The organism is Domibacillus indicus (assembly GCF_000970685.1).
GTDB classification, from domain to species: domain Bacteria; phylum Bacillota; class Bacilli; order Bacillales; family Domibacillaceae; genus Domibacillus; species Domibacillus indicus.
Window position 1 is genome coordinate 330,207 of sequence record NZ_LAJB01000002.1, and the last position, 14,726, is coordinate 344,932.

Here is a 14,726-nt window from a genome sequence, read left to right on the forward strand (position 1 = left end):
ATAATTTGTTATGTTTTGTATTATAATAAATTATACAATTATTTTAAACGAAAACACAAGGAAGCTAACGAGAACAACATAACTTTCTCTGCCTCATTCCGCTAGATCGTTAATCTGATGCTCTTTTTCTTCAAGTCCATATTCTTTTTCTTTATATCTGTATTTTTTCTCCCAGTAGTGATAAACGGGAAGACCTGTTGCAATTACAATAAATGCTGCGATCATTCCTTCTACAGGAGCCCAGGTAAATGTCCCCCATGCCAGCCACGCTGCACCAATAATTGCCAATATGGTTGTCAATCTCCACACCGGCATACGATAGACAGGATGATAATCATCCCGTTTGCGGCATTTATACACTGCTGCAAAATCCATAATATTGATCACCAATTGAATAAGGGTGAAATAGCCTAATAATGCTGTTAAATTACTGAACATAACAAGAACACACGCATATGTTACCTGAACAATGATAGAAAAACTTGGAGTTTCATATTTTGGATGAACCTTTGCAAAGCGTTGAAAGAATAAACCATCCTTGGCCATCGCATATTCTAGTCTCGGCTGAAACATGATACAGGAACTTAATGAGCCCAAGATGACAATAATCGCCGTAACACCCACAAAGGATGAAGCAATGTCAGAAAGTCCCGGAATGTATGTTACAGCGTCTGATAAAGCCGCATTAGATTTGATTAAGTCTTCAAAAGGCATTAATCCAATAACACAAATCGCTAACAGGGTGTATAGGCCTAATACAATTAAAACAGAGCTAATCAGAGCTTTGGGAAGAACTTTTCCTGGGTTTTTAAACTCTCCAGCCATAAAACAAATTGCTGCCATGCCTGTATATGCCCAGGTAGTTGCAGACACCCCGCCAATAAGACTTGTTTTTGCCTCTGCAGCTGCGGGCGTATAAGCAAAATGCCCAGGATTCATATACATCATTCCTAATATGATAACAATTAAGAATGGAATAATTTTAACCGCTGTAATAATAACCTGAAAAAGAGCTCCTTCTTTTACACTTCGATAATGAATGGATGTGATAATCAGTATAAGCGCGATTCCAAGCAGTTTTCCAGGCATTCCAGAGAAGAAAGGGAGAAAAGTGGCGACATACGAAACGACTGCTAAAGCCATAATCGCAATGGAGGGAGGGTCCAGGGCCCAAAAGGTAGCCCACCCGTATAAAAATCCTAAGGGTCTCCAGCCTGCCTTATTCAAATAAACGTAACCGCTTCCATTTTGAGGGTAGGCAGTTGACAGCTCAGCTAATACCATCACCTGCGGAATCGCAATCAATCCGCCAATAATCCACGCCAGTATAGAGATAGAAGGGGTCCCCGCAGCTCTTGCTACTTCACCAGACGAAACAAAAATGCCTGAACCTATAGTCGTACCAACAGCAATAGCCAGGGCAGGCCAAAAACCCAACTTTCGTGTAAGGTCATTACTCATACAGGGTTCCTCCAATTTAGGATGATAGAATTTCCAATTCTCTTATTTTCTCCATAGATTTCATAATTGTTTCTTGCGGATTTTGGTAATAATCTGATCCCATTATCTCCAGGGTACACACTCCTTCATAGCCGTGTCTTTGAAGGCTTTTCAGGTAATTTCTCCAAGTTAGTACTCCATCATCAAGCGACAGATGCTGATCAGATTGACCGTCACCGTCTATAAGGTGGAAATGGCTTAATTCTGGAAGAAGGGAAAAATAGTCATCCGGTGTTTCATCAGCAAGCTGCATGGCCACTGTGTCAATCATTCCTTTTAAGGAAGGGGACTGAATGTCATCTATCATTTTTTTTAGTCCACGAAAGTCCGTAATTAAATTCGATTCAAATTTCGTTAATGGCTCTAATGAGAGGGTCATGCCTTCTTTTTCGGCTGCTTTTGTTAACTGAAAAATCGAATCACTGGCATATTTCCACGACTCGTCCCGGGAAATTGAAAAATCACCAATTCCCGATGTAATCAGCATCATATTGGTTTCCAGCTCCAGAGCAGCATGTATATTAGCCGCAAAATAATCGACACTTATTTTTCGCCAGTGAGGATCTGAAGAAGCAATGTTATAGGGATAAACACATTGTTCCGGAGTATAACAAACAATTTTCATATTTCGGGACTTAATTTCTTTTTTGATATTCCGAATACTTTCCAGCGCATTTCGATACACATACAAATGCGGTTCGCCCGCCCACAGTTCAATATTACTAATGCCAATTCTGTCCATCGAATCCAAAAAGCAACGGAAAGGATAATGTTTAAAAGTTATATTCATTCCGGCAAAATCCAATTTCCCAACTCCTTCAGCGTGAAAACGCTTTTATTTGTTATATCTTGTATTGTAACCAATAAATATAAAAGTTTCAACGGTAAGTTTAAATTTTTTCGTTACAATTAATACACCTAAGAAATTTCCTATAGATTTATCCTTGATCTTTATGTAAATCTTCTACCGCCCTTTGGTTGGCGGACTGCTTGCGGAGCGTACATTATGCGGAATCAAAACCGTGTTATCAACGCTCTGTACATCGTTTATACAAAGTCAGAATCATGCAAAGCTGATTCACCGGCACGTGTGAGAGGACTATTTGGAAGAAGCGAACCACCTGTGCCATACAGAACAGAATAAAAAAGACTATGCAAAGCGTATAAAAAAACGATTGAACCAGGATTGAACCAGCCTTTGCAGAATTCAAAAGAAAAGCATGGCATGCGTTGGACAACCCTGAAGAGACTGGGAAATTACCCACCCAGGCAATGCTTACTTTCACTGCCATAAATCTTAAAAAGCCGGCCTTCTTAAGTACATAAAAAAGATAAAGCGGCCCCAAATCAAAGATTTGAGAACCACTTTATCTACAGTCTGAGCATTACCTTATTTCAATAATACCCCCACATCTTTTTTTTCATTTTATCAGCCAAAAAACAGATCCAGTATATTTGCCCCTCTGGAAGAGTCCTTATTATAAAATTCCGAGTAGCCGCAGCTCTTGCAATAAACCACTATAAACTTATTATGCTGAACATCAAGCATTTTTGATAATCCCGTGCCTGTCATGGCCACTTCTTTAGTCCCCGCCTCTTTGCTTCCGCATTTTATACAGCTTTTTTCAGACATGCTTTGTTCTCCTCTCCAAAAACTGGATTTCCTGCGTTTTTATACGCAGGCGGCTTGAAAAAGTTTCAAGCGGAATTTCTAAAAAGATGCGGCATGGCCACGTTATTGCGCTTTTTACTGCGAACGATTGGCAGCTGATTCACATCTTTTTTCAGCATTTTTTTTATGAATGAATAAAATTTTATTTTAGGGGTCATACTGGTTAGCAGTGAGGCGGTCTCATCCTCACAAGTTTATATTTCCATTACCCGATTGCAGCCAGAGCCCCCTCTGGCTGCCTTTTTTAGTAACCCCCATCCCGTTCGCCGTACTTAAAACTACATTGCCACCCATCCATTATTGTATTATAAAATATACAAGTGTTACTTAATTTGGGCAGAAGAAGCATTAGAGTAAAACGGGCGCTCTGCTATTTCTATGGTCTGCTTCGGGACAAGCTGTCGAGCAGCAGTGTCTTATTTAGAAATGGCATCTTTCAATCCCGGCCTTTGCTTTAAGAGTGCAGCGCCGTTAAACTCAAACTATGGGAATGCAGCGACTAAAAAAAGATGGAGGCCTATTATGGAATTAAAGGATGTAGTCATGAAAACCAGGGAAATTGTTTTCACACCGGGTATAAACAAGGAAGCAGCCATTGAGGCATTAAACGATGCTGTCGCCGCTTCTAATTTAAAGGGAAAGATAGATGAAAACACCGTAAACAAGTATATAAGAGCTCTTACATCCCTGCGTATCTCCCCGGTTATAGAGGATGAACTCACCGACCCGGCAATAGAACACCAGACACGAATCGCAAGCATGTACACGCAGGATGCCAAAGAAATATACGGCGCCGGCTATGATGAGGAAAAAGCATTGGATGAATTGGATGAGATTTTCCGCTGAGCAGCCGGAATTTTGCAATGCTGAGCTGATCCCGCACCAGCTCAGCTGTGCTTCCGAGTCTTTATCATACAAATACAAATGATGTTCTCTGATGCTATTATATTGGTTTATTTTGATTTTTTTCATTCCCCGGCTGCGAAGAAAAACGCGTGAAACAGCGTTACATCAGGATAAAATGGATTGATCCTAACCAATTAGGAACAAGTAAAAATTCAAAGGACATACCCTTTCATTTGATTAACTTTTGGATGATTAAAGGCAATTCTGCCAGGTCATCAATAATAAAATCAGCTTCAACATGGTTCCACTGGGAGTCTTTTTTCCAAATCCCTTTCATTCCTGCGTTTCGGGCAGCTTTTACATCGTTTACTGGATGATCGCCGACAAATATACTTTCCTCGGGCAAAAAATTAAGCTGATCCAGGGCTCTCTTAAATATTTGGGGATCAGGTTTTTTCATTCCCTCCCATTCAGATATTAAAATGGCCTCAAAGTATTTTTCGATGCGCAAAGCTTTTATGTTATCCAGCTGGAACTGCCCCTTTCCATTTGTGATGATTCCTAGAGTAAGATTGCGGCTTCTTAGTTCTTCTAACGTGCTAAAAAGATGATCAAAAGGGACGCAGTTGTTTTTACATTCGCTTATGTAATCCTGAAGCAGGTCTTCCCATGTTACCCCGGTAATGGAAAACTCACTGACTAACTGCCGGTATACCCTGTCCTTCCAAACGTACCCGCGGTTATCCAGCTCTATGAACCTGGTCATGTATTTTTCTTTGGGTATATGCCCCACCCATTTATTCAGCCGCTCGTATTGCTGCTCTATAAACTTCTCTACTGATTTATCCCGGTTCAATAAAGTTCCATCCAGGTCGAACAAAACAGCCTTGATCATTCTGCCCCTGCTCCCCCTTTGCCTGTCTATGTAAAAAACGCCCCCAATTTTAAAAATCCGGGCGTTTCCCATAAATAGATTTCCTTTGATCCAGCTAACGCTGCCTGTTTGTGAAAGCGGCTTTTCTTACACTCTTATCATACATTGCGTTTCTTTAAAATTAAATTTTTTATAAAACTCGTGAGCGTCTGTTGTAGCCAGGGCAAATTTCGTATGTTTCATGTCGGGATGCTCCAGCATGCATTTCATCAGCCACTGGCCGATCCCTTTTTCTCTGTACCTTTCATCAATGACCACATCCAAAATCCAGGAAAACACAGCTCTATCGGTCACAGCCCGGGCAAAGCCGATTTGCCTGTTATTGTGATATACACCAAAAGAAATTGAATTTTGAATACTGGCTTCAATGGCTTCTTTCGTTCTTTTGGATGCCCAATACGTGGATGAAAGCAAGTACGAAACAATATCCAGATTCATCAGTGAACTCTCGTCGCTTATCATAAACTCATCTTTTGACCATTCCATGCCCTTTCCCCTCCAGGTGCAGAATGTTATTGTTACTATGCTTCTCTTTCCATGTGCCAAATCCCTTGTTCCGCTAAATAAAGAATACTTACTTATCTTACAGCGTCCCTGCTTTATTGGCGCTTTCTTATGCTGTTATGGCCGGTATTTTCATTTACCGCCCCCGGGAGAAGAAATTCCGCCCTTCCTTTCATTATTCCGCCCCGGGAGGCGCTGCGTATACTCTTTTGTTTATCAATTCTCTGCATGCCCGGATTTATTCCTGGCTCGAATCAAATAAAATCTTATTTTCACTGTCTTTTATTTGAACGGATTCATAGGATATATCATTTTGGCTGGAAGGGCTGTTATAAGGAATGATTACATGTTGAGTGTTCTCCATACTTTCCTACTGCACTTCTCCGTTATCCCAGCTGATTGATATATGCCTGCCGTTTTCCCATATGTCCTTTGCATTTATTTTTATGACAATGAAAGGTGCACCTGCAGCCACACCGGAAATAAGAACTGGCAGCTCTTTGTTTTTGGGCGTTTTAAAGTAAGAAGTACTCCATTCACCTTTCGAATTACTTGAGACAGTATAAAATCCTTCTTCTTGTTCGTCTTCAAATGTCATAACTGTGATTTCATTGTGAACGTCTCTGACAGCACCGGCATTCAAATGATTCGCTTGAATAAATTCATTTTTTTCTTTCCCCGTAAGAGCTCTGTATTCACCAGAATGTAAAGGGGTGCAGCCTGCTAAAACGGCTGTCAGTAAAACCAGGATTACGTTTCTTATCAGACTCACCCTTTTTCAATGAAATTATCTTCATTTTTTGTCCCGCTGTTCTCTATTACTCCGAAACGTACAGAAGCAAAGTATGTAAGCAGCACCGTCAAAATGCCGGCGCACAGAAGAACAGTGCCAAGAATGACAAAATTATTCGTGTACATTTTAATGCGCGTGTCGTACTGGCTGGTATCCGCTTCGGCACTCTGGCTTATCTGTCCATCGAGCCAGGAATCTCCCAGAGCCGTTCCAAGAGAGAGGCTTGAAAACATAAAAACCAGTCCTGCGATTATTGATAAAACAGAAACAATGCTCAATGCTTTCACGTGGTCACGTAACACTTACACCCCTCCTTTCTCTGCTGGCCGTCTGTGAAACTCAATCCTTCACACTGCTGGCATAATCATAATCTCTTTCCACCTTGCAAATGCGTGTTATGCAGGAGGAATACCAGTCTTTTTTCCTTTTCCCCTGCGCTTTCTGATGAGAAAGGTTTTCCCTCCAGCGCTGAATGGCATCTAATGAATCCCAGAAGGAAACCGTGATTCCTAATCCGCTTTTTTTCCTGGCACTTTAAATCCCGTCTGCTTTGAAGCAAGCTCAACCATGAAATCAGCCGTCGAGCCGTAGCCGTCCGCATCGATTTCTGTTCGCCGGGAAGTAAACACAACAGCGTAATAAGGGGGATCCGGTGTGTTTGCAAATGACATCACTGATTACCTCCAATTCCATTTATATTGAAAATAATACCATATTTTTTCAATCAGTGAATTATTTATATCTCCTTGTGCAGCAGGAAAGCGGCCGCTTATTTTCCCTGTTCTTCGCTTCCGTAGTGTATGACCATTCCCACAACTAATGTAAATAATGTGAGGATCCCTATAAAAAGTCCCCAGTCCCATCCAGCATGGGCTCCCAGCAAATTCACAATGCCAATTAAAAAACCAATGCCAAACAGCACTCTAATTCTCTCCTTAACAACTAACAAAAAAAGAAGTGCTCCTATATAAGAAATCGAGACTGCATAATAAACGTGATCACGCAAATTAGAAGGTATTTCAACAGAAACGCTAGTTAAAAAAAGAAACATAAGGGCAAAAACGATAAATGCTAAAACCTTCATTTTCTTCACATTCCCATCCTTTCACATACCGTTTTCAAATCGCGGCCCCCTCAATAAACTTCCATACAGAGCTTATACTAAACTTACAAAAAATAACCACATTATATGTGGAGCCAGTTTCTTATAGGATTAAGTAAAAGATTTATATTTACGAAGGAAAAGACTGAGTTCTAAAGAATATAAATAGGAAAACCCGGAGAGGAGTTTGAGGATGAGCAGTAAGGAGACCAGAGAAATGATCGAAAGCTATGTGGAGGCATACAATTCGTTTGATGTAGAGGGAATGACCAGGCTCCTGCACAATGATATTCTGTTCAGAAATTTTTCCAGCGGCAGGCTGGATACTGAAACCAGGGGAATCCAGAAGTTTCAGGAACTGGCGGAAAACTCGTCAAAGATGTTCTCAAGCCGCCGCCAGAGAATTACGGAATTCAGTGATTCAGGTAAAAATGTAGAGGTGCATGTTGATTATGAAGGAATCCTGGCTGTTGATTTTCCAAACGGATTGAAGGCCGGCGATAAGATAGAGCTGAAAGGAAAGTCAGTATTTGAGATTAGCGAAGGAAAAATCTCACTGATTGAAGATTACAGTTAGATCACAGGATTTAAGTAAGCTTGATATGAGCAGATTAGATGAGTATGCCAGACAATAAACAGGCATTCCTGCAAATTAAAGAGATGCCTGTTTTAAAAGAAAGCCATTCTAAAATTCAAAGTCCAGCATCATTTTACTGGCTTGCCCTGAAAATGTGTAATGATAGAACCCTTTCAGCCCTTCGAGGTTACCCGTTGCTTTCAGTATTTTTCCTGGAGAATCTAAATTTCCTTTATCAAAAATTCCTTGCTCAATAGCTGTAAAGGTTCCCTGCCTGCCTTGATACGTGCCTTCGAAATGCAGAAAACCGGAAATTTTTGCAGTGGCCAGGTGACCATCCGTGGCATTCGACTCTAAATAATATAATAAATACTCCACAAACGCTTTTCCTTTTAATACGCCATCAATTTCATATTCAACCCGGGCGCTGTTCACAGGGAAATCTTTTCTTGTTTCATCAACCGGTTTTTCATCCCACTTACTGACAGAAAATGTTGCCTCCATGCTTTAGAACCTCCCATTTTTAGTAGAAGCGATTTTGTCTCCAGTATACCAGCAAACCATATAATGGTAAATTCATTTTTGGATTTTAATAACACTCCAATTCAGCCACTGACGGCTAAAACGCTTATGTGAGTTTATAGTAATTTTCAGCCGTATAAATCGGCCACCACCAAAATTTTGCCCCCTGGCTCATAATAAACCGGTCAAGCCACAGCTCAAAGTTCATCCCTAACGGTTCCGCCTCTGAAAACGGATCGATATGGCTCTTCCATAAAAGATAATTTTTTTGGTTTTCTGCATACTGCTTGGAGTCGATCACAATGTTATCCTGATAAATATATGCGATGTCAAAACACCCTTCCCCTTCGCCGTAATCTCCATTCCATTCGAGAATTTGCGCCAGGCTGTAAAGCTCAATTTCCCCGCCATATTCACTATCATCAAATAACCGGCAGCCATTCGTTATTTTTAAAAATGCTTTATAGTCCCGCGGAAGCAATAAGCCTGTTTTTTGTTCAAACTCGGTTATTTCCCCATCACTTGCCGGGTCATTGAACGTGCACACTGCTTTATATATATGCCCCTGTTCACTTTGAATCTGGATAACGCCACTATTTTCCTCCAGGCGTTTTTTTAAAGAATGCAGCGTTTGTTTTACTATGCTTCCTTCTGCCAGCATTTGATTTCCCCCCGCTCTCTTTCGCTTTATGATAATCAGCCTGCTGTTCAGGGCTTTCCGGTAACCGGAAAAACAGCCAGAACAGCTTCCAGCTCTTTTATTAAACTGTTTAAATATGACTGGTCTGATTCAAATTCAAACTGAAGAACGGCACCGTATCCAGCAGGATAGCATGTCTCTACCTGCCAGTTCAATCCTCCCAATGCGTTCATGCTGCATTCAATGTCCATCCAGCCATCCATTGCGCTGAAGGATGCTGCTCCCTTTAATTTCTCGTTCATCTTTTTTAGCTGCTGTAAAAAGTCCGACAATTCGTCCGTTCTCAAAGCTGCTTCAAAGTGAACAAGGTAACCGGGAATTTCGATGCGCAATTGTGACCTCATCCAGTTGCTGTCCCAGTAGTCTACCGTGTTTGAATACATTCTTTCTATTACATTCATTTCAATTTTGGTTTCCTGGCCGGCAATTAAAAACCTCATTGTTATCTCCTCCCGGCTCGGTTGAATTCGCCACAGGATAGTGAACCAGCAGGCCTTTAACAGAAACGACTGAGTAAAAGAACTACTCAGGGACTTCTTTAAACAATAAATCGATATCGCTCTTTACATTCCCTGCTTTGATTTCTCCGTAGTCATCGCCAATTTCTATTAGTACATACGGCTTCTTATTCAGTAAATAGTTTTTTAATTTCAGAAATGTACTCAGCGGAAATTCATGATCCCAGTTTTGCTGGTACCCGACAATTCCGTGCTTTTTCAGTAACACATCTGCTTCTTTGATGATCACTTCCAGCAAATAATCATAAGAGCATTCCGTATCAATATCAATTTCTGTTTGAATGCCGGCATAGGTACCATCTTCGTTTGCCGCGGAATATTCCTGGGAAACCACAACATGCAGCAGTCCAGCTCTTTTTAAACTGAAACTCCAGGTCGTAATAAGCGGTTCACTATTCCAAAGGCAGGAGGTCTCCGTCATCAAATTATCACCTTCTGGCACGCAATCTGCGTTTAAATCCATTAGGGCACGGAGCAAATCACCTAAACAGTCACTTACATAAGTTACATTCGAGCCCGACTGCTGGGAGTTTATTTCAATTGAATAATCCACGCACCAGCGGCTGCTAAACCTGTATGTAAATTGCATTTGGCTGCCTGCCTTTCATGTTCTTTTATTTTTTTCTTTTTTGAAACTTTTCCGTTTATATGCCGTAGAAAGGCTCATGATAAAAAATGGAAATGAGGCGGAGAATCTTGATCAGTGCATCAACCTGGTTTGACCCGTACGTAATGGAGCTGCTCGCTCTGCCGGCTGCGTTTATAGCGGGGGCAGTGGCAGCCTGGTTTTCCAATAAAACGCTGGCGGGCCCTTTTACTTATATGATATTTACAATACTTTCCTACATATGGATCTGGCAGTATTTTTACAGGGGTGCCTGGACTGAATTTTCTGCTGTCCATCTGAATACCAACGAAATTTATGGAATTGTGCTCTTTTTCGCTGCGATGACCTGGCTGTTTTCCTGGGTGCTGCTTACAGGCAAGCAAAAAGCAGGCAGGCGTTAACCTGACCGGGCTTTTTTGAAACTTTTTCCCCCGCGGCACGTAGAAAAAAGAAAGAAAAATAGGAGAGGTGAGCCTGATGTTCCAATCTATCTACCAGCGGTACAAACCGGCAATCTGGCTTGTTCTGGCCCTGCTTTTTGCAAGCGGCGCCATCACAAACTATTTTACTGGCACCACTTTTGAAATTTTTTTAAATGGCGGGTTCGCTGTTTTCTCTTTTCTCGTATTTGTAAAAGCCCTTCCCATGAAACACCGCAAACAGTAACCAGTCCGGTTTCCGCCCTGGCTGCTGTGTTTTCTCCTGATTTTATTCCTTAGTCAGGATGGCTGTTACCTGTTCGGCTTTTTCCTTGAATTGGCCGGGGTTTTCCTTTTGTATATCATGAAACAGTCCAATAACCGCCTCCTGAATGCGCGTGTCCGCTTCCCTTAAGACCTCTGCCAGCAGCCCTCTGTATTCATCATGGTTTACTATCCTCACATGCAGGATGCTGAGCCATCCCCTGCTTTTGTCCAGATTTTCTGGAACAGCCGCAATCTGCCGCGCCAAAGCTTCCTTTGGGGATCGGGCACTCAAGGCTTCAATCGCATGAATCACTCCCCACATTACTTCTTCCTGCTCTGTATCATCTTCCAGAACACCGGTCAGTTCTTCTGTTAAGCGGTAGTCATTCGCCTGATAGACTGCTTCCAGCGCTTCTTCAAACAGCGAAATTTCGGTTTCCGTTCTCATAAAACGGCTGTTCATCAGCGTGTGAATGGCTTCTTCAGCTTTCATTCATAGACCTTCTTTCATCGCTATCCTGTTTTTTCCTTTATTATAAGTATAAAAAAGCATGCTTTGAAAAGAAATCAAAACATGCTTTTGGGACGCTTTTTTATGAAAAGGTGTTTTTCAGTTGTTCTGCCTTTGAAGAAGTTTCACTCATAAGAGCCGCAATCGTCTCGTTATCGTCCGTTACATTTTCGATTGTGGCGGTCATTTCCTCCAGGCTCGCGGATGACTGTTCAATGATGGCCGCAAGCTCCGTGGTCGATGCTTCAATGGCGCCCGTTTCCTTTGTGACGGATTCTGACAAAGCCGCAAATTTCACTACCTCATCATTCAAATACAAAAGAATATTTCGTACCTGTTCAAAAGAGGCCGTCACTTGTTCTGTTGAAGCCACTCCCCTGTCAATGTATGAATGGCTTTCATCCACTTTTTCGAGGGCGCGTGAATTGCTTTGATTCAGCCGCTGCAGCTTATCATTGATTTTCTGCGTTGTTTCTTTTGTTACATCCGCCAGCTTGCGGATTTCAGAGGCAACTACCGAGAAGCCTTTTCCGTACTGTCCGGCCCTCGCTGCCTCGATCGAAGCGTTTAATGCAAGCAGCCCCGTCTGGTCGGTTATATCCTGAATCATGCTGGTCAGCTCGTTCATTTCCTGAATGGTGCCGGAAAGCGAATCAAAGGTTTCGTTTAATTCCAGGCTGATGCTTTTCGCCTGTTGAATATCGTCATTCAGGCCCTTCACCTGCTGCTGCCCTTCTTTGACGATTTCGCCCGCCTGCCCGCTTTCAGCTCTCAGCTCCGTTGACACTCTGTGAAAGTGCTCCATGGATGCTTTCGTACTTGACGTATTAAGGACCACTTTATTGATTTGCTCGGCCTGCGTCTGGCTTCCGGCTGCAATTTCCTGAATAGCGGTTTTCATTTCACTTTGAGCGGCCAGGCCGCTTTTCATATGAGCATCTGCCTGCAAAATGTCTTCAATCATTCCCGAGACAGTCACCTCAAGTTTTTGTTTCTGCTCTTCCTTCTGCTTCGTTTCTTCCTCAATCCGGGCAATAAATTCTCCCAGCTGGGCAAATTGCTTTGATGTTAAGGAAATCACTACACCTAACACAATCCCCGATAAAATATAAACAATCATTGCTACCGGAAAAATAGCATCAATTGTTTGGGTTTCATCTGTATTAAAAACAGCAGCCATGATCATTCCGGCAAGACCGAGTGTATATCCCAGGATAAAGACGCGGAACTGCAGGTGTACGGACGAAATCAAAACGAGAAAAAGCAAAATAATGACCAGTTCGGCCGATGCGCCGAATAAAAAGATCGAGAAAATAGAAGATAAATAAATGATCCCCACTCCGGCATAAGGGAAAAGAAAGGGTTTTTTTATTCCTTTCTGAAGCACAAAATACATAATGGAAAAGATGACCAATTCCGTTCCGTAAAAAGCAGCTTTATCAAGCTCGCCGATTGAAAAAGCTTTTCCAAGACCGAAAAGCAGGGAAATTGAAAACACAATATACATGAGCGTATTTTTTTTGCCGGTATCACGAACCCGCAGGCTCTCTATTGCAGTCATAGGGACAGTCTCCTCACGTTGTTAATTATCTCAGTATCGAATTAATAGGTAATATATCATGTTTTTTCGTGTGTATCTATATAATTTTTATCTGCAGCAGGAATTATTACTTACTTCTGCAAAACGATTAATCCGACAGTGCTAAGCGTGTATCTTCTCTGCATATATCGGCGGCTGACAATAAAATTTCATCTCTTTCATGAAACTTTTTCCTTTTCTGCCCGTAAAGAAAACGGAATCTGCGGTAAAGGAGCTGGTATGGGTGAAGGTCATCGTATGGACAGTGGCAGCTGGACTGGCGATAGTCATTTTGATTCTTTTTTTGATACATAGGCGGTTTCAGCGTGAAATCCGCCAGGCAAGCCCGGATGCAGTGTTGCAGTTTATAGAGGAAAATGCGGCGGATGGCCGGGCAGCTCTCTCTGTCCGCTGGAATGGGGAGCGCCTCGCGGATGTGAACGAAACGCTGCGGATGCCGCTTGCGAGCACGGTAAAAATAATGGCCGCTGTTGAATACGCCCGGCAGGCGGCAGACGGACAGATTGATCCGAATCAAAAAGTGCCGCTTGAAACACTCCAGTCTTTTTATGTGCCGAGGACGGACGGAGGTGCGCATACCATGTGGCTCCGCTCTCTTCAGCCGGCTTTTACGGGTAATTCAGTTCCGCTGTCAGAAGTTGCAAAAGGCATGATCACCTACAGCTCGAACGCCAATACCGATTATCTTCTTCACCTGCTTGGCCTGGAAAACGTTAACCGGATTCCTGCCCTGTTCGGTCTTGAGCACCATGAGCCCATTTACCCGCTTGTCAGCACGCTGTTTGTTCCGGTTAAGCTGATGAAGGAGCAAAAGCTCGGCAAAAAAGAAACCATGCAGGCGGTAAAACAGATGGAGCTGGCGGAATACCGTCAGCGGTCCATCGCCATTCATGAAAAGTGGCTGGAAGACCCGCCGACAAGACGGGAGCAGAAGCAGCTGTACCGTCTCATGAACGTGCCCAATCAAAAAATCTGGTCGGACCGGCTGACACGGTCGACAACAAGTGAATACGCATCGGTTATGGAAAAGCTAAACAGCCGGACCTTTCTCCCCGGTCAGGTTCATGCTTTTTTAGATCCTGTTATGGAGGGGATTATGAAGGACCCGGCCAACCAGGAATGGCTTTTGCATGCTGGCAGAAAAGGCGGATCGACGGCTTTTGTGCTGACCGAAGCCATGTATGCAGCTAAAAAGAACGGCGGGCTGCTGGAGCTGGCATTTTTCACGGACGGGCTGACTCTGTTAGAGCATGCGAAGCTGTCGGGCAGCTTGAATGCGTTCGAGCTCTCGCTGCTTCGGGATGAAGCGTTCCGCCGCAAAACGAAAGAGGTGTGCCAGCAATGGGACAAACCGGACAGCTGATCATCTTTTTGGCCTGGTGGGGGGTTCCGGCCCTTTTGATCATTTATATATACTGCAAAATGGAGGCTGGTAAAAGAGCGTCTATCCGTGAACGGTTCGCCTCCTTCCGCTTTTTATCTACGATCGGCCTGCTGATCGCCGGTGTTTTCTGCTTTCATCTTGGCTCGCTTTTGTCGGCGGAAGCATTTCTCTGGGCCGGCGGCATTTGTGTTGCCCTCAGTGCCGCCAGTTCTTTGTATCGAAGCATCATTTCATAATAGGGACCTGTTTCTGCAGGTGAAAGGAGCATAG

Annotated in this window: 21 protein-coding genes and 1 pseudogene; 6 read left to right on the forward strand and 16 right to left on the reverse strand. The window is 42.8% G+C overall.

Features of this window, described 5'->3' with window-relative positions:
* Positions 1-93 precede the first annotated feature (93 nt).
* From VP98_RS01945 to VP98_RS01955, 3 genes are all read right to left on the reverse strand, one after another.
* A complete protein-coding gene (locus tag VP98_RS01945) occupies positions 94-1,461 on the reverse strand; it encodes an amino acid permease (RefSeq protein ID WP_046173614.1) in 1,368 nt (455 codons plus the stop codon).
* Between the two features lie 16 nt (positions 1,462-1,477).
* Positions 1,478-2,305, reverse strand: a complete 828-nt coding sequence (locus VP98_RS01950; RefSeq protein WP_156151290.1) for a TIM barrel protein — start codon at positions 2,303-2,305, stop codon at positions 1,478-1,480.
* A 624-nt stretch (positions 2,306-2,929) separates the two neighbouring features.
* The gene (locus VP98_RS01955; RefSeq protein WP_046173615.1) at positions 2,930-3,133 is read right to left on the reverse strand and encodes a zinc ribbon domain-containing protein; all 204 of its coding nucleotides are present in this window, start codon (positions 3,131-3,133) and stop codon (positions 2,930-2,932) included.
* A gap of 561 nt (positions 3,134-3,694) precedes the next feature.
* Here VP98_RS01955 and VP98_RS01960 point away from each other — a divergent pair.
* Positions 3,695-4,018, forward strand: coding sequence for a hypothetical protein (locus tag VP98_RS01960; RefSeq protein ID WP_046173616.1), 324 nt, complete (start codon positions 3,695-3,697; stop codon positions 4,016-4,018).
* A gap of 229 nt (positions 4,019-4,247) precedes the next feature.
* Here the strand turns inward: VP98_RS01960 and VP98_RS01965 are convergent, their stop codons facing one another.
* From VP98_RS01965 to VP98_RS01995, 7 genes and pseudogenes are all read right to left on the reverse strand, one after another.
* Positions 4,248-4,913, reverse strand: coding sequence for an HAD family hydrolase (locus VP98_RS01965; RefSeq protein ID WP_046174109.1), 666 nt, complete (start codon positions 4,911-4,913; stop codon positions 4,248-4,250).
* Positions 4,914-5,039: 126 nt separating this feature from the next.
* Positions 5,040-5,438: a GNAT family N-acetyltransferase gene (locus VP98_RS01970; protein ID WP_046173617.1), complete on the reverse strand. Its 399-nt coding sequence runs from the start codon at positions 5,436-5,438 to the stop codon at positions 5,040-5,042.
* Between the two features lie 256 nt (positions 5,439-5,694).
* Complete coding sequence (locus tag VP98_RS19310) at positions 5,695-5,820, reverse strand: hypothetical protein (RefSeq protein ID WP_269431492.1); 126 nt, start codon at positions 5,818-5,820, stop codon at positions 5,695-5,697.
* A 6-nt stretch (positions 5,821-5,826) separates the two neighbouring features.
* Complete coding sequence (locus tag VP98_RS01980; RefSeq protein WP_046173619.1) at positions 5,827-6,228, reverse strand: hypothetical protein; 402 nt, start codon at positions 6,226-6,228, stop codon at positions 5,827-5,829.
* Positions 6,225-6,551 (reverse strand): hypothetical protein, encoded by a 327-nt coding sequence (locus VP98_RS01985; protein WP_046173620.1) that lies wholly within the window; start codon positions 6,549-6,551, stop codon positions 6,225-6,227. The genes VP98_RS01980 and VP98_RS01985 overlap by 4 nt, the downstream gene beginning before the upstream one ends.
* A 37-nt stretch (positions 6,552-6,588) precedes the next feature.
* Positions 6,589-6,920: pseudogene (locus tag VP98_RS01990) on the reverse strand (antibiotic biosynthesis monooxygenase family protein).
* A 98-nt stretch (positions 6,921-7,018) separates the two neighbouring features.
* Positions 7,019-7,333, reverse strand: a complete 315-nt coding sequence (locus tag VP98_RS01995) for a hypothetical protein (RefSeq protein WP_197076537.1) — start codon at positions 7,331-7,333, stop codon at positions 7,019-7,021.
* A 211-nt stretch (positions 7,334-7,544) separates the two neighbouring features.
* Here VP98_RS01995 and VP98_RS02000 point away from each other — a divergent pair, with 211 nt between their 5' ends.
* Entirely contained in the window at positions 7,545-7,928 is a 384-nt protein-coding gene (locus VP98_RS02000; RefSeq protein WP_046173622.1) for a nuclear transport factor 2 family protein, read from the forward strand.
* A gap of 108 nt (positions 7,929-8,036) precedes the next feature.
* Here the strand turns inward: VP98_RS02000 and VP98_RS02005 are convergent, their stop codons facing one another.
* From VP98_RS02005 to VP98_RS02020, 4 genes are all read right to left on the reverse strand, one after another.
* Positions 8,037-8,432, reverse strand: coding sequence for a DUF3224 domain-containing protein (locus VP98_RS02005; RefSeq protein WP_046173623.1), 396 nt, complete (start codon positions 8,430-8,432; stop codon positions 8,037-8,039).
* Between the two features lie 124 nt (positions 8,433-8,556).
* A complete protein-coding gene (locus VP98_RS02010; RefSeq protein ID WP_046174110.1) occupies positions 8,557-9,108 on the reverse strand; it encodes an SMI1/KNR4 family protein in 552 nt (183 codons plus the stop codon).
* 50 nt (positions 9,109-9,158) lie between these two features.
* Positions 9,159-9,590 carry a WapI family immunity protein gene (locus VP98_RS02015; protein ID WP_046173624.1) on the reverse strand — a complete coding sequence of 144 codons (432 nt, stop codon included), beginning with the start codon at positions 9,588-9,590 and terminating at the stop codon, positions 9,159-9,161.
* Between the two features lie 82 nt (positions 9,591-9,672).
* Positions 9,673-10,257, reverse strand: a complete 585-nt coding sequence (locus tag VP98_RS02020) for a hypothetical protein (protein ID WP_046173625.1) — start codon at positions 10,255-10,257, stop codon at positions 9,673-9,675.
* 107 nt (positions 10,258-10,364) lie between these two features.
* On the opposite strand from VP98_RS02020, the gene VP98_RS02025 reads away from it, so the two are divergent.
* Positions 10,365-10,676, forward strand: a complete 312-nt coding sequence (locus VP98_RS02025; RefSeq protein WP_046173626.1) for a hypothetical protein — start codon at positions 10,365-10,367, stop codon at positions 10,674-10,676.
* Between the two features lie 76 nt (positions 10,677-10,752).
* Positions 10,753-10,941 carry a hypothetical protein gene (locus tag VP98_RS02030; protein WP_046173627.1) on the forward strand — a complete coding sequence of 63 codons (189 nt, stop codon included), beginning with the start codon at positions 10,753-10,755 and terminating at the stop codon, positions 10,939-10,941.
* Positions 10,942-10,983: 42 nt separating this feature from the next.
* Here VP98_RS02030 and VP98_RS02035 read toward each other — a convergent pair whose 3' ends face one another.
* Together VP98_RS02035 and VP98_RS02040 are read right to left on the reverse strand one after the other, a co-directional pair.
* Positions 10,984-11,454, reverse strand: a complete 471-nt coding sequence (locus tag VP98_RS02035; protein WP_046173628.1) for an Imm30 family immunity protein — start codon at positions 11,452-11,454, stop codon at positions 10,984-10,986.
* A gap of 100 nt (positions 11,455-11,554) precedes the next feature.
* On the reverse strand, positions 11,555-13,033 hold the full coding sequence (locus tag VP98_RS02040; RefSeq protein ID WP_046173629.1) for a methyl-accepting chemotaxis protein: 1,479 nt from the start codon (positions 13,031-13,033) through the stop codon (positions 11,555-11,557).
* A 262-nt stretch (positions 13,034-13,295) separates the two neighbouring features.
* Between VP98_RS02040 and VP98_RS02045 the strand changes: the two genes are divergently transcribed.
* Both VP98_RS02045 and VP98_RS02050 read left to right on the forward strand, forming a co-directional pair.
* Positions 13,296-14,435 carry a serine hydrolase gene (locus VP98_RS02045; RefSeq protein ID WP_046174111.1) on the forward strand — a complete coding sequence of 380 codons (1,140 nt, stop codon included), beginning with the start codon at positions 13,296-13,298 and terminating at the stop codon, positions 14,433-14,435.
* Positions 14,414-14,692, forward strand: coding sequence for a hypothetical protein (locus VP98_RS02050; RefSeq protein ID WP_046173630.1), 279 nt, complete (start codon positions 14,414-14,416; stop codon positions 14,690-14,692). The genes VP98_RS02045 and VP98_RS02050 overlap by 22 nt, the downstream gene beginning before the upstream one ends.
* Positions 14,693-14,726: the final 34 nt, after the last annotated feature.